This window comes from Thermomonospora umbrina, assembly GCF_003386555.1.
Taxonomy (GTDB): Bacteria; Actinomycetota; Actinomycetes; order Streptosporangiales; family Streptosporangiaceae; genus Thermomonospora; species Thermomonospora umbrina.
On the sequence record NZ_QTTT01000001.1, the window covers coordinates 5,283,705 to 5,303,003 of the forward strand.

Here is a 19,299-nt window from a genome sequence, read left to right on the forward strand (position 1 = left end):
CTCAGGGAAGCTCGACCTCGATGCCCTTCAGGTCGCTGGTGAACCGCGCGTTCCACACGAACAGCCTGACGTCGCCGTCGGCGACGCCCGGGTCGACCGGGAGGTCGGTGGCCACCCGCACCAGGTAGGACGCGCCCGCCGGCATGAGCGTGTCGCCATCCTGGGTGATCGGCGGCCCGGAGCCGTTCAGCCGCTTCCGGACCTCGCTGTGGTTGGGCAGGGTGCACATGTCCTCGGGGACTCCGGGCTGCGGCATGCACCGCTGCCGTGCCGAGGACGGCACGTGCTCGGTCGGGACGAAGATGTCGGCCGGGAAGTCGAGCAGGACGGGCTGGTGCTGGGTGTTGGTGAGCACGTACTCGGCGTAGGCGTAGGTGCCGCCGGACGGGGGCGGCGTGCTCCGCGTCAGCGGCCTGTCGTCGGTGCCGGACTCGGCCGCCCCGAGCGAGTACCCGTAGCCCTCGGGCGTGGTGACGCTCAGCGTCGGGCCGGTCGAGGGGGCGTCCGCCGTCCCCACCGCGCCACCGGTCCCGGCACCGGCGCCGGTGCCGGTCCGCGAGTTCACGCCCGGAGGGCTCTGCGGCGCGGAGTCGTCGGGCTTGAGCGCGAGGTACCCCGCGGCCACGGCCCCGATCCCGAGGACTCCGGTGAGCGCGCCGGCGAGCCCGAGCCTTCCGGCGTTGCTCTTCTTGCGGCGGCGGTGTGAGCGGTGCGAGTTCGACATGGGTGGGATTCCCGGGTTCTGGCGCGTCCGGCCGGGCCCTCGGGCCCGGCGCGATCCTGATCCTGCCTGGTGTCCTCGTCCCCGGTGGTGGGTCGTGTTTCCGTAACGGTGATCTTGCGTTGGGCGAACGTTCTGCACGAGTCCGTTGCCGGCTCGGGGGAGGACACAATACAGCAGGCCGGGATCAGTCCGGCAGCAGAGCCGACCGTCCCCGTCTCCGCAGCGACGCGTCCAGGACCTCCGCCGGATGCGCCACGGCGATCTCCTCGCCCCGCCGGCCCAGCGCCGTGGCGATCTGCATCGAGCATCCGGGGTTGGCCGCCACCAGCAGCTCCGCGCCCGTCTCGCGGACGTTCGCGGCCTTGCGGTCGCCCAGTTGCGCCGCCGCCTCCGGCTGGAGCAGGTTGTACGTCCCCGCCGAGCCGCAGCAGATCTCCGGGTCGGCGATCTCCCGCACGGTCAGTCCGGGGATCCCCGCCAGCAGCGCGCGCGGCTGGGCCCGGACGCCCTGCGCGTGGGCCAGATGGCAGGCGTCGTGGTAGGCGACGGTGACGTCCACGGGATGACGCTCGGCGCGCGGCCCCAGCTCGACCAGGAACTCGGTGAGGTCGCGCGCCTTACGGCTCAGCGCCTCGGCGCGCGGGCCCCAGACCGGGTCGTCGGCGAGCAGCGTCCGGTACTCCTTCATGGCCGAGCCGCAGCCCGCCGCGTTGACCACCACGACGTCCACGGACTCGAACGCGGCGATGGTCCGGCGGGCGAACTCGCGGCCCTCCTCCTCGCGTCCGGAGTGCACCGACAGGGCCCCGCAGCATCCCTGGTCGCGGGGGATGACGACGTCGCAGCCCTCCATCGCCAGCACGCGCGCGGTCGCCGCGTTGACCCCGGGGAAGAACTCGCGCTGCACGCAGCCGGTCAGCATCCCCACGGTGGCCCGATGCCCGCCGCGCGCGGCGACGCGTTCCGGCAGCCTCGGGGCCCGCCCGAGCGGGGGCGCGAGCCGTTCCATCGCCGCGAGGGCGGGCGACAGGCGTTCGAGGACGCCGGTGCGCCTGACCAGTCGGTCCAGGCCCGTCCGCTGGTACGCCCGCAGCGGTCCGCGCAGCGCGCGCAGCCGCCGAGGGTACGGGAACAGTTGGAAGATCAGCTCACGGACGGCCCGCTCGCCGAACGGACGCCGGTGTTCCTCCTCGACCCGCGCCCTGGTCACCTCGATGAGCCGGTCGTACTGAACGCCGGACGGGCAGGACGTCACACAGGCCATGCAGCCCAGGCACCGGTCGAAGTGCTCGACCATCGGCAGCCCGATCGGCTCGCCCTCCGCGTGCTGCTTCATCAGGTGGATGCGGCCGCGCGGCGAGTCCATCTCCTCGCCCCACAGCACGTACGTGGGGCAGGTCGGCAGACAGAAGCCGCAGTGCACGCAGTCGTCGATCAGGGGGCCGAGTTCATCGTCCTGTGCGGTCATCAGATCCCTCCCACGAAGCGGCCGGGGGACAGGCGGTGCCCGGGGTCGAACTGGTCCTTCAGCCGCCGCATCAGGGCGAGGGCGGGCACCGGCCCCCACAGGTCGATCTCTTGACGAACGGCCTCCGGCGCGTACCGGACGACCGCGGTTCCGGGCACCTCGCGGCGCAGCGCGGCGAGGAGGTCGGCCACCGGCGCGGGCTCGGCGGCGTCGAACCCGACGTGCCAACTCCCCAGGCCGGCGGACCCGCGCACCACGCCGTTCCGGGCCGTCGCCGCGAGCCGGGGCAGGGCGGTCGGCGGCGCGGTGACCTCGATCAGCGTGTTCCCGCTCGGGTAGGCGCCCCACCACGGCGGCGGCGCGTCGGCGACCTCGGCGGACGGGCCGAGCAGTGTCGCGACGGCCTCGGCGCGCGCGGCGGTCCCCTGCGGGACTCCCTCCAGCAGCACGCCGACGGTCCATCGGCCGTCGCCGCCGTCGATCTCGATGGCGGCGGGCACGTGGAGCGAGTGCAGCACCCGCTGGACGGCCGCGTGCGCCTCCTCGACGTCGTCGCAGGCCCGGGTGACGTGGACGCGCGCCTCGGGCAGCGGATGCAGCCGGAAGGCCGCCTCGACGATGACCCCCAGCGTTCCGAACGACCCGGTCAGCAGCTTGCCGAGGTCGTATCCGGCGACGTTCTTGACGACCTTGCCGCCCGCCTTGGCGATCGCGCCGTCGGCCCGGACCATCGTCACGCCGATCAACAGGTCCCGCGCCGACCCGTACAGCAGCCGCGACGGGCCGCCCGCGCCGGCGGCCAGCGTCCCGCCGACGGTGGAGCCGGGCAGCGGGACGTCGAGCGCGAGCCGCTGCCCGTGCCTGCCGAGCACCTCGGCGAGCCGTTCCATCGACAGTCCGGCCTCCACCTTGACCACCAGGTCGCCGGCGGCGTGCTCGATCACCCGATCCAGGCCGCCGGTGTCGAGCAGCAGGTCGCAGCGGGTGGGCGGGCCGCCCCAGTCGAGCCGGGTCTCGTTGCCGCGGGGGACCACGGCCAGGCCCAGGTCGGCGGCCGCCCGCAGCACGCCGGCCGCCTCCGCCACCGTTCGCGGCGCGGCCACGAACGACGGCGCCACGCCCAACACGCCCTCCTCCGGCAGGGCCTCGCGCACGTTCTCGCAGGCCTCGCCCAGGGCCGACAGCGCATCGCTCATCAGAACAGCTCAGCCTTCCCTTCGCGCACCAGGGGGTGGGGCTCCTTGCGCACCCCGGGCACCTCGCCGCACATGCGAGGCGTGGGGAAGACCTTGCCCGGGTTGCACAGCCCCGCCGGATCGAACGCGCAGCGCACCATCTGCATCGTGTCCAGGTCGGTGTCGGTGAACATCCGGGGCATGTGCCGGGACTTGTCCACCCCGACCCCGTGTTCGCCGGTGATGGATCCGCCGTGCTCGATGCACAGGTCCAGGATCCGACCGGACACCTCTTCGGCCCGTTCTCCGGCGCCCGGCTCGGAGTCGTCGAACAGCACCAGTGGATGCAGGTTGCCGTCACCGGCGTGGAAGACGTTGGCGACCCGCACCCCGGACTCCCGGGACAGGTCGTCGATGCGGGCCAGCACCTCGGGCAGGGCGGTGCGGGGGATCACGCCGTCCTGGACCAGGTAGGCGGGGCTGATCCGGCCGACCGCCGCGAACGCCGACTTGCGGCCCTTCCAGATGAGCCCGCGTTCGACGTCGTCGGCGGCGATGCGGATCTCGAACGCGCCCGTCTCCCGGCACAGCCGCTCCACCTCGGCGAACTGGTGCTCGACCTCGGTGTCCGGGCCGTCCAGCTCCACGATCAGCACCGCTCCGGCGCCGTCGGGATAGCCGCAGGCCACCGCCGCCTCGGCGGCCTCGATGGCCAGCGCGTCCATCATCTCGATGGCCGCCGGCACCACCCCGGCCCCGATGATCGCCGACACGGCCGCGCCGCCCGCCTCGATCGACGCGAACGCCGCCAGCAGCGTCTGCACGGTCTCCGGCAGCCGGGTCAGTCGTACGGTGATCTTGGTGGTGATGCCGAGGGTGCCCTCCGACCCGACGAACGCGCCGAGCAGGTCGTAGCCGGGTTCCCGGCCGATCTCGACGAGGTCGCCGTCCGGGGTGACGATCTCGCAGGCCAGCACGTGGTGGGCGGTGAAGCCGTACTTCAGGCAGTGCGCCCCGCCGGAGTTCTCCGCCACGTTGCCGCCGATCGAGCAGATCTGCTGGCTGGACGGGTCGGGCGCGAAGTAGTACCCGTACGGACGGGCCGCCCGGGTGAGGTCGAGGTTGATCACCCCGGGCTCCACCACGGCGCGCTGGTTGTCGGCGTCGATCTCCAGGATCCGCCGCATCCGCGACGTGACGATCAGCACCCCGTCGGTGCGGGGCAGCGCGCCGCCCGACAGCCCCGTACCGGAGCCGCGGGCCACATAGGGGACGCCCGCCGCCACGCACTCCCGGACGATCCCGGCGATCTGTTCGGCGGTGTCGGGCAGCACCACCACGCCCGGGGTCGCCCGGTGGTACGTCAGGCCGTCGCACTCGTAGGTCTTCAGTCGTACCGGGTCGGTGATGACCCGTTCGTCGCCGAGCGAGGCGACGAGCCGGGCGATCAGCGCGTCCAGAGCCATGGTGCTCCTCACTGTCGCGGGACCGGCGCGGGGGCGTCGCGGTCCGCCGTGCAAGGTGCCGACCCGCACGCGGCGTCGGCCGGACGCCGTCGCGCGGGACCGCCGCCGTGGCCGCGCCGGTGGACGCGGTCACGGCGGCCGGGGCCGGGGTCATGGCATGCGCCCCGGCCGGGTGCCGCGGGGACTACGGCATGCGCTCGTAGGCCGGCAGGGTGAGGAACTCGGAGTAGTCGTCGGCCAGGGTGACCTCCTTGAAGAGGGTCACGGCCTGGTCGAAGCGGGGCTCGTCGTAGGCCCCGCCCAGCTCGGCCCTGATCTTGGCCAGCTCCTCCTCGAGGATCTGCTCGACCAGCTCCTTGGTGACCTTGTGCCCCTCCTTCAGCGTGACACCGTTGTAGATCCACTGCCACACCTGGGAACGGGAGATCTCCGCGGTGGCGGCGTCCTCCATCAGGTTGTGGATGGCCACCGCGCCGCTGCCGCCCAGCCAGGTGGCCAGGTAGCGGAGCGCCACGTCGATGTTGTTGCGCAGGCCGGCCTCGGTGATGTCGCCGGGGGTCTTGTCCACCGACAGCAGGTCGGCGGCCGAGACGCTGACGTCCTCACGGAGCCGGTCGCGCTGGTTGGGCTTGTCGCCCAGCACGCCGTCGAAGACCTCGCGGCAGATCGGCACCAGGTCGGGGTGCGCCACCCAGGAACCGTCGAAGCCGTCGCCGGACTCGCGGGTCTTGTCCGCCCGGACCTTCTCCAGCGCGACCTTGTTGATCGCCTCGTCCTTGCGGGACGGGATGAACGCGGCCATGCCGCCGATGGCGTGCGCGCCCCGCTTGTGGCAGGTGCGTACCAGCAGCTCGGTGTAGGCCCGCATGAACGGCGCGGTCATGGTGATCGCGTTCCGCTCCGGCAGGACGAACGAGGCGCCCCGCGACCGGAACTTCTTGATCACCGAGAACAGGTAGTCCCAGCGGCCGGCGTTGAGCCCCGCGGAGTGGTCGCGCAGCTCGTAGAGGATCTCCTCCATCTCGAACGCGGCCGGGATGGTCTCGATCAGGACCGTGGCGCGGATGGTGCCGCGCGGGATCTCCAGCTCGTCCTGGGCGAGGTTGAACGCGTCGTTCCACAGCCGCGCCTCGAGGTGCGACTCCATCTTGGGCAGGTAGTAGTACGGCCCCTTGCCCTTGGTGAGCTGCCGGCGGGCGCTGTGGAAGAAGTACAGGCCGAAGTCGAACAGGGACCCGGACATGGGCTTCCCGTCCACCAGGACGTGCTTCTCCTCCATGTGCCAGCCGCGCGGCCGGACCACGATGGTGGCCAGCTCCTCGTCCGCCTTGAGCGCGTAGGACTTGCCGCTCTTGGGGTCGGTGAAGTCGATCGTGCGGTCGAGGGCGTCGCGCAGGCTGAGCTGCCCCTCGATCATGTTCTCCCACAGCGGGGTGTTGGCGTCCTCGAAGTCGGCCAGCCACACCTTGGCGCCCGAGTTGAGGGCGTTGATCGTCATCTTGCGGTCGGTCGGGCCGGTGATCTCCACCCGCCGGTCCTCCAGACCCGGCGCCGGCTCGGCGACCCGCCACGCGTCGTCGGAACGGACCCCCGCCGTCTCGGGCAGGAAGTCCAGCGTGCCCCCCGCGGCCAGCCGGGCCTCCCGCTCGGCGCGCGCGGCCAGCAGCTCCGTGCGCCGCGCCCCGAACTCGCGCTGCAGGGTGGCCAGGAAGGACAGCGCATCCGGCGTCAGGATCTCGTCGTACCGCTCATGGAGGGGGCCGGTGACCTCCACGCCGTCGGGTGCAGTCATCTGCCTTCCCTTTCGTATGGTGAAAACTCACTTCTGGTCAGTGGAAAGGCTACTTGGCGGTATTTCCCTGGGTCAAAGCGGCCCCGCCTCCGCGCCGTCCACCCACCCCGTACCCGGTCCCCCCGCCGGGCACGGCACCTGGGCGACTCTGTTCGTTCGCCGGGTGAGCGTGGGGTTCCGGTCGGGCGACCGGATTCCTGCGGATGGCTGCTATCCCCGGCCCGGCCCGGCTGGTATCCCTGGAGGACGGGTGTCCCGGGCGGTTAATCCATGGCCGTGCAGGTCGCCACGTGGCACGATCGGTCGGGAAGAACCGGCCGCCCAGCGGCGTTGCTAAGGAACATATGACTTCTGCCTTCTTTCAAGACCCACAGGCCCAGAACCGACCCGGCGTCCACGGCGCCGCACCGGACGACCGTCCGGACCTCGCTCAGGGGTTCGGCGACGAGGAGCCGCCGACCGGCGACTTCGACCTGGCCGACCGCCAGGCGCTGCGCCGCGTCGTGGGACTGTCCACCGAGCTCGAGGACGTCACCGAGGTCGAGTACCGGTCGCTGCGACTCGAACGGGTCGTGCTCGTCGGCGTCTGGACCGAGGGCGACGCCCGGCGGGCCGAGAACTCGCTGCGCGAGCTGGCGGCGCTGGCCGAGACCGCCGGATCCGAGGTGCTCGACGGCCTGATCCAGCGGCGCGGCAAGCCCGACGTGGCCACCTACATCGGCTCCGGCAAGACCGCCGAGCTCACCGAGATCGTCCGCGCCACCGGCGCCGACACGGTGATCTGCGACGGCGAGCTGTCGCCGTCCCAGCTCCGCCACCTCGAGGAGATCGTCAAGGTCAAGGTCATCGACCGGACCGCGCTGATCCTGGACATCTTCGCCCAGCACGCCCGCAGCCGCGAGGGCAAGGCCCAGGTCGAGCTGGCCCAGCTCGACTACCTGCTGCCGCGCCTGCGCGGCTGGGGCGGCAACCTGTCCCGCCAGGTCGGCGGTCGGGCCGCCGGCGGCGTCGGGATCGGCGGTCGCGGCCCCGGTGAGACCAAGATCGAGCTGGACCGCCGCCGGATCCGCACCCGGATGGCCAAGCTCCGCCGGCAGATCGCCGAGATGTCCAAGTCCCGGGACACCATGCGCGGCCGTCGCCGCCGCAACCGGGTGCCGTCGGTGGCCATCGCCGGCTACACCAACGCCGGCAAGTCCTCCCTGCTCAACCGGATGACCGGGGCGGGCGTGCTGGTCGAGGACGCGCTGTTCGCCACCCTCGACCCGACCGTGCGCAAGGCGGAGGCCCCGGGCGGGCGGCCGTTCACGCTGGCCGACACCGTCGGCTTCGTCCGCCATCTGCCGCACCAGCTCGTCGAGGCGTTCCGCTCCACCCTGGAGGAGGTCGCCGAGGCCGACCTGATCCTGCACGTGGTGGACGGCTCCGACGCGGACCCGGAGGCACAGATCGACGCGGTCCGCGAGGTCCTGCGCGAGATCGGCGCCGACAAGGTCACCGAGCTGATCGTCATCAACAAGGCCGACGCCGCCGACCCGCTCACCGTGGCGCGACTGCGCCGCCGCGAGCGCAACAGCGTCGTCGTGTCCGCCCGGACCGGCGCCGGCGTGCCCGAGCTGCTCGCCGCCATCGAGGCCGACCTCCCCGGGCTGGAGGACGAGGTCCACGTCGTCCTCCCGTACGACCGGGGCGACCTGGTGGCCCGCGTCCACGACGTGGGGGAGGTCATCACCCAGGACCACATCGCCGAGGGCACCCGCCTGCACGCGCGGGTCCCGGCCTCCCTGGCGTCCGACCTGGCGCCCTACACGGAGGCGGCCGTGGAACCGGTCTGACCCGTCCTCACGCGTTCGCGGAGCCCGTCGCCGATCGGCGACGGGCTTCGGCGTACGGAACGATCTGCGCGAACTGTCGCGTATTCATCCGAATTTGTGGTCGCGCGAGGGTTACACCTTGGGAATTCTGCTTGACGGGCCACCCCGATTCCGTACCGTCTGAATGACCGAGGGGCGGGACGACCGCAGGGTCGATCCATGACCAGGTATTTTATGTGGTTTTCGCCCTGGGTGAGAGTTTTGTCGAGTTCCTGGATCGGGAAAGTGATAGGTGTGCTGCCCTGCGCGAGGCCGGTGGGCGGACGCGGCGCGACGGACGGCCCGGGCCCGGTGCCCGACGCCCTCGTTGCGACCCGTCCGAAGCCGTCCGGAGGCGGCGCGCCCGGCGCCCGGCGAGGCCGCCCCGCCGAGCGTTCCGCCGTGTCCCGGCAAAGGTTGTCGCCCGGCCCTTGCGTGGACTACCGTGTCGAAACCGATATCTCCGGTCTCGTCGCTCCAGGTGATCCCCGGATCACCCCACACCCAGGTGGTGATTCGCCGGCACCCAGTCGGCGCATCCGATCGAGAGCAGGTGACCCACTGCATGGCGTCCGGTTCAGCGCCCGACGGCGCCGCGATGTCCCCTCCGGGTCGGTGACCCCATGACGGTAAGGCTGTTGACGAACATCGGAAGGCTCTGGACGGGCACCGATGTGTGCAGCAATGCCGCGATCCTCATCCACGACGACCGCATCGTGTGGGCCGGCCCCGCCTCCGACCTCCCGCAGAGCGTGCCCGGCGTCATCGACGACATCGTCGACGTCGACCACGTGGAGAACCTCGGCGGCGGCCTGGTCACCCCGGGCCTGATCGACGCCCACTCCCATCCCGTGTACGCGGGCAACCGCTGGGCCGAGCTGGCCATGCGCACCAGCGGCTCGACCTACTCGGAGATCGCCGCGGCCGGCGGCGGCGTCAACTCGACCGTCACCGTGACCCGCGGCACGGACCCGTGGACCCTGTGCAACGGCGTCCGCGAACGGCTCCGCCACTGGATCGAGTCCGGCACCACCACGGTCGAGGCCAAGACCGGCTACCACCTCACCCGCGACGGCGAGCTGGCCGACATCCGGATGCTGCGCTCCCTCGAGGGCGAGCCGTCCATGCCGCGCATCCACGCCACCTTTCTGGCCGCCCACATCCTGCCGCCGGAGTACTTCGGACGCCGCCGCGACTACATCGAGGCGGTGCGGCAGTGGGCCGGCGACGCCGCCGCGGCGGGCGCCGAGAGCATCGACGTCTACTGCGACGAGGGCCACTTCACGCCCGAGGAGGCACGCGTCCTGCTCTACACGGGCAAGCGCGCCGGTCTCCAGGCGCGGATGCACGCCTGCGCCAACGAACGCACCGGCGCCGCACAGGTCGCCGCCGAGGTCGGCTGCGCCTCCGCCGACCTGCTCACCCACGCCAACGACGAGGACATCAAGGCCCTCGCGCACGCGGGTGTCACCGCCACCGTCTGCCCCGGCAGCGCCCTCAACAGCGAACGACCGCCCGCGCCCGTGCGCACGATGCTCGACCGCGGCGTCACCCTCGCCCTCGGCACCGACCACAATCCCGGCCAGTGCGGCATCACGTCGATGCCCCTGGTCATCGGCCTGGCCGTCGCCATGTTCGGCCTCAGCGTCACCGAGGCGCTCCGCGCCGCCACCCTCGGCGGTGCGGCCGCCCTCCGGGTCGGCGACCGCGGCTCCCTGGCGCCCGGCATGATGGCCGACATCGTCCTCTGGGACGCCGACCACGAAGGCGCCTTCGCCTGGGCCTTCGGCCTCCGAGCGCTCCGCGTCTGGCGCGGCGGCGTGCCGGTCCTCCACTAGACCACCCGCCCGAACGACGCCCACGCGCGGACTCCGTGCGTGGGCGTTGCTGCGGGCGCGGCCGTTCGATGTCGGGTCGGTGACGGTCACCGGCCCGGGGGTCGGGGTGCCGTCGGTGGATCGCGACCACGGGGTCCGCTTCGTCCCCGCCCGGTGTGTCGGGGCCGTCTGCGACTTGCGGCGGCGCTGGGTCCATGTCTGCCTCGAACGGGCGCGCGTCGGGGTGCCGTGCGGCGGCCGGCCCCTGTCCGGCGACGACGAGGACACCCGACCGTTACACGCCGACATGCCGGCTTCATTCACGTCCGTATACCCAGGGGTAGTCTCCAGGGCATGGTCAACGAGGTCGCGGTCGTCACGGATTCCACGGCCTACCTCCCCGCCGAACTGTCCGAACGGCACGGCCTCATCACCGTGCCCCTCCAGATCGCCATCGGCGGAACCGTCCGGGACGAGACCGAACTCACCGTCGCGCAGACCGCCCGGGCCCTGAAGGAATGGCGCCCGGTCACCACGTCCCGTCCCGCCCCCGAACGCTTCGCCCACGCGTACAAGGTCGCGGCGGGGGCCGGCGCCGAGGCGGTCGTCTCGGTGCACCTGTCGGCCGCCATGTCCGGCACCGCCGAAGCCGCCCGACTCGCCGCCGAGGCCGCCCCGATACCCGTCACGGTCGTGGACACCGGCACCATCGGCATGGGCCTGGGCTTTGCGGCGCTGTCCGCCGCCGCGAGCGCCCGCCGAGGCGGCGACATGGCCGCCGTCGCCGCCGCGGCCGCCCGCCGGGCGGAACTCTCCCGCTCCCTCGTGTACGTCGACACCCTCGAACACCTCCGTCGCGGCGGACGCATCGGCGGCGCCGCCACCCTGCTCGGCTCCGCCCTCATGATCAAGCCGCTGCTCCACATCGTGGACGGCCGGATCGCCCCGCTGGACAAGGTGCGGACCGCCTCCCGCGCGATCGCCCGCCTGGAGGAACTCGCCGTCGAGGCCGCCGGGGGCCGCCCCGTCGACCTCGGGATCCAACACCTCGGCGCGGCCTCCCGGGCCGACGCCCTGGCCCGCCGCCTGCGCGAACGCATCCCCGAGGCGCACGACGTCCACGTGGGCGAGGTGGGCCCCGTCATCGGCGCCCACACGGGCCCGGGGATGCTGGGCGTCGTCGTCGCCCCTCACCTCCCCTGACCCAAGCCCCTCCCGACACCCTGTTCGGACGTTTATCCACATTCGCGACCGACCCTGTCGACGCGCTTTGGCGCTCCCTAACGTCGCAGGCATGAAGCGCGCCAAGTCCCGTCAGCGATCCTCCGCCGCAGCCGACCGCCTGCGCTCGCTCACCGCCGAACGACACGCGTCGGCCCAGCCCATCGCACCCCCGGCCGAACCACCTCCCCGCCTGCCGCCCCCATCGTTCCCGGATCTTCCACCGGCCGCCTTCTTACGATCGACCCCCGAGCCCCCGGACTGGGTGGCCGCTCCCGAGGACGACCTCGGCCCCTCCTCGGACGACATCCCCCCGCCGCCCGAGGCCTCCGCGCCGCCCGTCACCGCCCCGGTCGTCATGCCCGCCTCCGCCAGCCCCGAGCACCCCAACCTCAGAGCCCGACCGCCCCAACCAGGCCCCCGACCTAACCCGGCTCCAGAGTCAGGCTCGGCCACGCTCTCCGGCCCGATCGTCGTCCCGGCGACGACCTCCGCCCCTGTCGCCGTCCCGAGCCCAGCGCCTCTCGACACCCCCGCCCCGTCCGGCCCGGCGGATGGGGGCCCCATCGACTCGACTGGGCGAACGGCTTCTGGCGCCACCGACCTGCGTGGGCCGGTGGTCTCCGGGGCCGGCGACCGGTCTGGGCGGACGGCTTCTGGTATCGCCGACTGTTCTGGGCCGACGGTCTTCGGCAGCACCGACCTGCCTGGGCCGATGGTCTCCGGCGCTTTCTACTTCTCTGGTACGACCGGTTCTGGTCCCGCCGATCCGCCTGGTGTGCCGGTCTTTGCCGGTGTCTCCAGGGCGGTGGGTTCCGGCTCTGCCGCTGATTCCGGGGTGGTAGGCCGGGTCTCGGCCGGGGCAGCCGGGACGGTGGGTTCGGGCTCCAGCGGTGTCTCAGGATCGGGGGGCTCCGGCCCTGTTGGCGGGTTCGGGGTGCCGGGTTCGGGTTCCCTCGGTGTTCATGGCGGGAGGGTCTCCGGCCCTGTTGGTGGCTCCGGTCGCGTTGCGGAGAGGCGCGGCGTTTCCGAGGGCGGTGCTCGGTCTCGGGCGAGGGCGGCATTGCCGGCTTTCGGGGTCGGTGTCCGGGCTGGGAAACGACCGGAGGAGCCGGAGCGGCCGGGGTGGCCGGATCTCCGGGCCGCTGTCCGTTCTCGGGTCTGGCCGGAGTGGCTGGGGCGGCTAGATTCCGGGCGGCCGGGTGTCGCCGTCCTCGCCGTGGTGGGGGTGGCCGCCGCGTTGCTGGCGGGCGGCTACTTCTGGGTGTCACGTCCGCAGCCCCGTCCTGTCACCGACATCCCCGCTCCGTCGGCCGCGCCCGCTCCGTCGGTCCTCGGGCCCTCCATGCCCTCGGGTGTCACCGTGCACGTCGCCGGCAAGGTGCGGAGGCCGGGCGTGGTGACCTTGCCCGCAGGTTCGAGGGTCGCCGACGCGCTCCGGGCCGCCGGGGGACTGCGGCCCGGAGCCCGTACCGGCTCGCTCAACCTCGCCCGCCGCATCATGGACGGCGAACAGATCACGGTCGGCGAGCCTTCCGAAGCCACCGCGGTGCCACCGATACCCGGCGCGGGCGCGCCCGCCGCGCCCGGCGCACCGGGCGCTCGCGCACCCCTCGACCTCAACGCCGCCACCGTCGAACAACTCGACACGCTCCCGGGAGTCGGCCCGGTGCTCGCCCAGCGGATCATCGACTACCGCACTCAGAACGGCGGTTTCCGCTCGGTCGAGCAACTCCAGAACGTCACCGGCATCGGCGCCCGCCGCTTCGCCGACCTGAAGCCCCTGGTCCGGGTATGACAGGGCCCAACGGCGCAGCCGACCGGCGGCACCACGACCTGCGGCTCCTGGCACCGGCCCTCGTGGTCTGGGCGACCACCTGGGCCCTGCTCGCAGCCGGTCCGGCGACGGCGTACCGGACGTCCGCCATATGCGGGTTGGGAGCCTCACTCGTTCTGGTCCGCGCCCGCCACGTCGCTCGTACGACCACCGCCGGCGGCACCACTCAACGCGCCGGCCCTTGGCCCCCGAGGGTCGCCGTCGTGATGGCGGCCCTCCTCTGCGCCTCCGCAGCGGCCGCGGGTACGGGTCTGCGGTTGTCGGCGGTCGTGAACGACCCCATCCGCGAGCTGGCCGAGGCCGAGGCGCATGCCCTGATCGACGCGGTCGTGACGGGCGACCCAGGGTTCAAGCCCTCCCGGGATCGTCCGGTGGTCCTCGTCCGGGCCCGAGCCGAGGTCGTACGCGTCCAGCGATCGGACGTCGACGTTCGCGTTCCGGTCCTGCTCATCGGGACGGACGACGCATGGCGAGCCCTGGTCCCCGGTCAGCGGATACGGGTGACGGCACGCCTCTCCCCGCCGAGGCACGCCGAACTCCTCGCCGCCGTCGGGATCGTCCGCGGGCCGCCCCTCGTGCTGGGCATGCCACCGGCTCTGCAGAGAGCGGCGGAGAGGGTCCGGGCCAGGCTGCGGGCGGCCTGCGAGATCCTGCCACGGGATCACCGAGGGGTGCTGCCCGGCATGGTCGTCGGCGATACGTCGCGGCTCGCGCCCGAGATCGCCGAGGACTTCGCGACCGCCGGGCTCACCCACCTGATGGTGGTCTCCGGTGCGAACCTCGCCATCGTCGTCGGAGCCGTCCTGGCGGCCTGCCGACTCGCCGGACTGGGACGTCGCCGAGCACCGCTCCTGGCCACCGTCGCCCTGCTCGCGTTCGTCCTGGTCGCACGCCCCGAGCCCAGCGTGCTGCGCGCCACGGTCATGAGCCTGATCGGCCTGCTGGCGTACTTCACGGGCAGGGAACGGCAAGGCGTCCCGGCATTGTGCGCGGCGGTGCTCGTCCTGGTGCTCATCGACCCGGGGTTGGCCCGCTCGTACGGGTTCGCCCTGTCGGTCCTGGCCACCGGCGGTCTGCTCGTCCTCGCGCCCCCATGGAGGGACCGGCTCGCACGACGGCTGCCCCGGCCCGTCGCCGAGGCGCTCGCCGTTTCCCTGGCAGCCCAACTCGCCTGCCTTCCCCTGCTGGTGATGCTGACCGGCGAGATCGGTCTGGTCGCGGTGGCGGCCAACCTCCTGGCCACTCCGGCGGTCCCGCTCGCCACCCTGTCCGGTGCCCTGGCCGCAGCCATCGCGCCCATCGCCCTGGCTCCGGCCCGGTTCCTCGTCTGGCCCGCCGGGCTGGCCGTCGGCTGGATCATCGGCGTCGCCCGCACCGCCTCCAGGATCCCGTACGCCACGGTTCCCTGGCAGGGCGGCGTGATCGGCGCGGCGGCACTGCTCCTCGCCGCGCTGATCGCCTACCTGGTGCTCCGGAACCGCATGCTGCTGGCCCTCGCCGCCGCCGCCCTGACCGGAATCGTCGTCGCCGGCGCAGTCCTACGCGTGACCGCGTCCCGCTGGCCCCCGCCCGGATGGCTGTTCGTCGCCTGCGACGTCGGTCAAGGCGACGCGAGCGTGCTCTCCACGGGTCCGGGCCAGGCGATCGTCGTGGACACCGGACCCGAACCCGACCTCATCGACGGCTGTCTGGACCGACTGAACGTACGGGCCGTCCCGCTGCTCGTCCTCACCCACCCCCACGCCGACCACATCGACGGAACCCCCGGCGTCAGACGCGACCGCACGATCGGGGCCGTCCTGACCAGCGCACAGAGCAACGGCAGGGAACTGCGCCTCACCTCGGGCCTGGCGGTCCGGCCGACGACCGCGGGCCGCCAATGGCGCGTCGGAGCCGTGACCCTCACCGTTCTCGGCCCGTGGACCGCCGAACCCCGGCTCCATTCCACCTCCGACGGCGCCGACATCAACAACGCCAGCATCGTCCTCGTGGCCCGCCGACCCGGCTTCAGCGTCCTGCTGACCGGAGACATCGAGACGGAGGCACAACGCTCGCTGCTGTCGAACGTGCCCCCCGTCCAGGTCCTCAAGGTGCCGCACCATGGCGCGCGGTACCAGGAGCCCGCCTTCTTGGAGTCGACCCGAGCCAAGATCTCGATCACGTCCCTGGGAAAGGACAACGACTATGGCCATCCGGCACCCAGCACGCTCTCTCTCCTTCAACGTCTGGGCATGCACATCTACCGCACCGACCGAGACGGCGACATCGCGATCATCCGTACCTCGGACGGCCCGGCCACCGTGACCCGAAAAGGCGGGAAGGTCGCGGTATGGCGATAGACGTCGCCCCCACACCGACCTGACGGACGCGAACACCATCGCGAATTCGCCCAACGATTCGGCCCGTTCTCGTACCGCGTCGGCCGACCCGCCGGAACCGCTCGCGGACAACGGGTTGCGCCCAAGAGCGGTGAAGGTGTGCCGGGCCCGGCCCCGCGGCTGTCGGGCGTGGCCTCGTTGGAATGCGGAGCGTCCCGGCGTTGTGCGCGGCGGTGCTCGTCCTGGTGCTCATCGACCCGGGGTTGGCCGCTCGTACGGGTTCGCCCTGTCGGTCCTGGCCACCGGTGGTCTGCTCGTCCTCGCACCCCCATGGAGGGGCCGGCGCGACCGGGGAGGTCAGAGGTGTGTTCGCCCCAGGGGAGGGCGTTGGCATGGAGGAGTCATGTCAGCCCGCCCTCGTACCGCGTCGGCCGACCCGCCGGAATCGCTCGCAGGCAAAGGGGCGCGCCCAAGAGCGGTGGAGCTGTGCAGAGCCGGCCCTGTGGCTGCGGGGGAGTGGTCTCGTTGGAGTGCGGGCGCGTCCGGGGAGGTGGGAGGGGTGTTCGCGTGGGACGGGCGTCGGCATGGAGGAAGTCATGACATCCTGCTGAGGTGCCTGCGGATCCGTTGACCTTGATCGTTGGTGATGAGGAGCTGCTCGCCGAGCGAGCGGTGGGCGAGGTGATCGCCGCCGCCCGGGCGGACGACCCCGAGACGGAGGTCGTCGATCTGTCACCGGGCGGGCTCGAGTCGGGTCGGCTCGCCGAGTTGACCTCGCCGTCGCTGTTCGGCGGGGGCAAGGTGCTGGTGCTCCGGTCGGCGCAGGACCTGGGCAAGGACCTGATCGCCGAGGTGGTGGCGTACGCCAAGCGGCCGGCCGACGACGTCGCCCTCGTCGCCGTGCACGCGGGGGGAGCCAAGGGCAAGGCCCTGGTGGACGGGCTCTCCAAGGCCGGCGCGCGGAAGGTCTCCTGCTCGAAGATCACCAAGGCGGGCGAGCGGCTCGCGTTCGTCCGGGCGGAGGTGCGGCGGGCCGGCGGCGCGATCAACGAGGATGTGGCGCGCGGCCTCATCGAGGCGGTCGGCCACGATCTGCGCGAGCTGGCGAGCGCGTGCAGCCAGCTCATCGCGGACACCGGCGGCAAGATCAGCGAGGAGGCCGTCGCCCGGTACTACCGTGGACAGGCCGAGGTCAGCGGTTTCACCGTCGCCGACAAGGCCTTGGACGGCCGCCTCGCCGAGGCCTTGGAGCAGCTTCGCTGGGCGTTGGGAACGGGGACGTCACCGGTGCTCATCGTCAGCGCGTTGGCCCAGGGCGTCCGCGGCCTGGCCAAGGTGGGCGGCGCTCCGCGCGGTCTCCGTGGGCCGGGGCTGGCCAAGGAGCTGGGCATGCCGCCATGGAAGATCGAACGGGTGCAGCGCCAGCTTCGCGGCTGGTCGGCCGAGGGCGTGGCCCGGGCGTTGACGGTGGTCGCCGAGGCCGACGCCCAGGTCAAGGGCGGGGCCACGGATCCCGCCTACGCCCTGGAGAAGGTCGTCTCCCAGGTGGTCTCCGCCAGAGGAACCCGTTAGTCCTAGGGTCGCGCCGACGCCGGCCAGGACGCGGTGCGAGCGAGCCGAGTCGGACCGCGTTCAGGATGGCGACCCACTGACACCACCGGAGCCTCCAGTCTTAGCGAGGGCATCACCTCCGAGACCCGACGCGACCTCCGTGGTCGTTGTCTGCCGTGTACGCCCGGACCGAGAGCGGGGGCTCAACGATTCTCACAACGTCGCTTGAGGCCCTGAGCCTCGTACCGGCGCGACAGCCCGCCGGTGAGCGCACCCACGAGAGGCGCCAACGGCCCGGTCTGGCGAAGGGGCAGGCGTAGCGTGGCCGCTCCATCAGGGCCGAGGCCGGCGATGGTGGTGACCCCTGGGCTCCGGACGATCCAGGTGAACGCGGAACCGGCGACGGAGTCCGTCACCTCCCAGATGGCGGGTGGAGTCTGGGCTGCTTCACGCGTGCCCTGCTGCCCATGTCGAACGCCCCGCGTCCAGCCGTTCCACGCCGCTCATCGAGGCCGACCACTCGGCCCACCGCTCGACGAGGACCAAGACTTCCCAGAAGCGCTCGATCGGTGCGCCGATGTCCATCGTGATCTCGTACGGCAAGACGTCCTCCCGCGAATGGCTCGGAATGATCCGTCGCTTTCAGCCGGTGTCCGTCGGAAAACCGGTTTCGCCGAACCGGCCGACTGCCTCACGCTGGACCCATGACGAATCTTGACGAACCTGGACTGGGGGTGGATTTCGGCAGGGTGATCCAGGGCGGACCCGGTCCCGACGGCTCCGCGGACACCGTGTTCCTGGACGGCGACCTCGATAGCGCCCTGAGCAGCCCCGCGACCGAGGGCGCGTTCGAGGTGCTCGCACGCCTGGCGGATCGCTTCGCCGGACGGGTGTGGATCATCTCCAAATGCGGTCCGGTGACCGAGCGTAAGACACGGCTCTGGCTCGATCACCACGCGTTCTGGGAACGGACCGGGACACCCGTCGGCCACCTGCGCATCTGCCGCAGACGCGCCGACAAGGCGGTGCACTGCGCCGACCTCGGGATCACGCACATGATCGACGACCGGCTCGACGTCCACCGCGCCCTCGTGGGGCTCGTCCCTCGCCGTTACCTCTTCGGCCCCCAGGAACAGCCGCCACCCGCCTAGGTCACACCAACGCTCACCTGGGCGGACGTCGAGAACGCCGTGACAGGCGACCTCCCCGTGGCCGACCCTCACCCGGCGGCTGCAGAACGCCCCCTCCCCGACCACCCCTGACGGCCCGCCCCGACGACAGTCGCTGCGAGTACCCCCCACGGTCGAGGCCGGCGGCAGCCGTTCCAACCGCCTTGACGTGCCGGCCCGTCGGTATTCGCTGCGGGTGCGCGTGACGGCCGAGGCCGGTCGTGGTCGCGTTGACTGCCCTTTGACGGCCCGCCCCGACCGCGGGCGCAGTGGGTGCCTGTGGTCGGCTGGCGCTCAACGGTCGAGGGACGCGCCGCTCAAGGCGTCCGTGGGCCCGGGTAGGGCGCGCAGGGATCGGTGGCGCGCCAAGGTGGACGGCCGGCGCTGCGCGTCGTGGGGACCCGGGGGTGGGCATGACGAAGACGCCGCGGCCCGGGTGGGGCGCGGCGTCTGCCGGACGGTCGTGGGACGACCGTCGATGTTACTTGGCCTGGAGGGCGGCCGCGCGCTTGGCGATCGCCGACTTGCGGTTGGCGGCCTGGTTCTTGTGGATGACGCCCTTGCTGGCGGCCTTGTCGAGCTTGCGGGCCGCGCGGCGCTCGGCGGCGACGGCGTCATCGACGTTGCCGGCCTCCTCGGCCTCACGGAACCTGCGGATGGCCGTCTTGAGCTCGGACTTCACGGCCTTGTTGCGCAGCCGAGCCTTCTCGTTCTGCTTGTTCCGCTTGATCTGGGACTTGATGTTCGCCACGTCGTAGTGCCTCAGCCTTGGTCGCATTCCACGTCTGTCCAGAGCGAACAGACTCCAACGAAAACGTGGCGGCGGTGCTCGCGGCACGGCGCTACGCCACACGCAGTCGCACAGCCTACCAACCGGTGGGGCTCATACCCAAACCGATGCCGCGACG

14 protein-coding genes are annotated in these 19,299 nt (G+C 72.3%); 7 read left to right on the forward strand and 7 right to left on the reverse strand.

Translation table 11 applies throughout. From position 1 onward, the window contains the following. Position 1: 1 nt before the first annotated feature. From DFJ69_RS23530 to aceB, 5 genes are all read right to left on the reverse strand, one after another. On the reverse strand, positions 2–724 hold the full coding sequence (locus DFJ69_RS23530; protein ID WP_116024601.1) for a hypothetical protein: 723 nt from the start codon (positions 722–724) through the stop codon (positions 2–4). 184 nt (positions 725–908) lie between these two features. Next, the gene (locus tag DFJ69_RS23535) at positions 909–2,192 is read right to left on the reverse strand and encodes a (Fe-S)-binding protein (RefSeq protein WP_116024602.1); all 1,284 of its coding nucleotides are present in this window, start codon (positions 2,190–2,192) and stop codon (positions 909–911) included. Next, entirely contained in the window at positions 2,192–3,388 is a 1,197-nt protein-coding gene (locus tag DFJ69_RS23540) for an FAD-binding oxidoreductase (protein ID WP_116024603.1), read from the reverse strand. Before DFJ69_RS23540 ends, DFJ69_RS23535 begins: the two co-directional genes overlap by 1 nt. After that, positions 3,388–4,833, reverse strand: coding sequence for an FAD-linked oxidase C-terminal domain-containing protein (locus DFJ69_RS23545; RefSeq protein WP_116024604.1), 1,446 nt, complete (start codon positions 4,831–4,833; stop codon positions 3,388–3,390). The genes DFJ69_RS23540 and DFJ69_RS23545 overlap by 1 nt, the downstream gene beginning before the upstream one ends. A 184-nt stretch (positions 4,834–5,017) precedes the next feature. After that, positions 5,018–6,625, reverse strand: coding sequence for a malate synthase A (aceB, locus tag DFJ69_RS23550; protein WP_116024605.1), 1,608 nt, complete (start codon positions 6,623–6,625; stop codon positions 5,018–5,020). Between the two features lie 344 nt (positions 6,626–6,969). On the opposite strand from aceB, the gene hflX reads away from it, so the two are divergent. The 6 genes from hflX to holA all read left to right on the forward strand — a co-directional run bounded on the left by hflX (position 6,970) and on the right by holA (position 17,243). After that, positions 6,970–8,460, forward strand: a complete 1,491-nt coding sequence (gene hflX, locus DFJ69_RS23555) for a GTPase HflX (RefSeq protein WP_116024606.1) — start codon at positions 6,970–6,972, stop codon at positions 8,458–8,460. Between the two features lie 641 nt (positions 8,461–9,101). Further along, positions 9,102–10,316, forward strand: a complete 1,215-nt coding sequence (gene hutI / locus DFJ69_RS23560; RefSeq protein WP_116024607.1) for an imidazolonepropionase — start codon at positions 9,102–9,104, stop codon at positions 10,314–10,316. A 333-nt stretch (positions 10,317–10,649) separates the two neighbouring features. Then, positions 10,650–11,498 carry a DegV family protein gene (locus tag DFJ69_RS23565; RefSeq protein ID WP_116024608.1) on the forward strand — a complete coding sequence of 283 codons (849 nt, stop codon included), beginning with the start codon at positions 10,650–10,652 and terminating at the stop codon, positions 11,496–11,498. Positions 11,499–12,744: 1,246 nt separating this feature from the next. Further along, the gene (locus DFJ69_RS35700; RefSeq protein ID WP_245974540.1) at positions 12,745–13,314 is read left to right on the forward strand and encodes a ComEA family DNA-binding protein; all 570 of its coding nucleotides are present in this window, start codon (positions 12,745–12,747) and stop codon (positions 13,312–13,314) included. Further along, the gene (locus tag DFJ69_RS23575; RefSeq protein WP_116024609.1) at positions 13,311–15,692 is read left to right on the forward strand and encodes a ComEC/Rec2 family competence protein; all 2,382 of its coding nucleotides are present in this window, start codon (positions 13,311–13,313) and stop codon (positions 15,690–15,692) included. The genes DFJ69_RS35700 and DFJ69_RS23575 overlap by 4 nt, the downstream gene beginning before the upstream one ends. A gap of 591 nt (positions 15,693–16,283) precedes the next feature. After that, positions 16,284–17,243, forward strand: coding sequence for a DNA polymerase III subunit delta (gene holA, locus DFJ69_RS23580; RefSeq protein WP_116024610.1), 960 nt, complete (start codon positions 16,284–16,286; stop codon positions 17,241–17,243). A 426-nt stretch (positions 17,244–17,669) separates the two neighbouring features. On the opposite strand, the gene DFJ69_RS35000 is transcribed toward holA, so the two are convergent. Then, positions 17,670–17,825 carry an SRPBCC family protein gene (locus tag DFJ69_RS35000; RefSeq protein ID WP_211328716.1) on the reverse strand — a complete coding sequence of 52 codons (156 nt, stop codon included), beginning with the start codon at positions 17,823–17,825 and terminating at the stop codon, positions 17,670–17,672. Between the two features lie 101 nt (positions 17,826–17,926). Between DFJ69_RS35000 and DFJ69_RS23590 the strand changes: the two genes are divergently transcribed. After that, on the forward strand, positions 17,927–18,373 hold the full coding sequence (locus DFJ69_RS23590) for a hypothetical protein (RefSeq protein WP_116024611.1): 447 nt from the start codon (positions 17,927–17,929) through the stop codon (positions 18,371–18,373). A 499-nt stretch (positions 18,374–18,872) separates the two neighbouring features. Here the strand turns inward: DFJ69_RS23590 and rpsT are convergent, their stop codons facing one another. After that, positions 18,873–19,142 (reverse strand): 30S ribosomal protein S20, encoded by a 270-nt coding sequence (gene rpsT / locus DFJ69_RS23595; RefSeq protein ID WP_116024612.1) that lies wholly within the window; start codon positions 19,140–19,142, stop codon positions 18,873–18,875. Between the last annotated feature and the right edge of the window lie 157 nt (positions 19,143–19,299).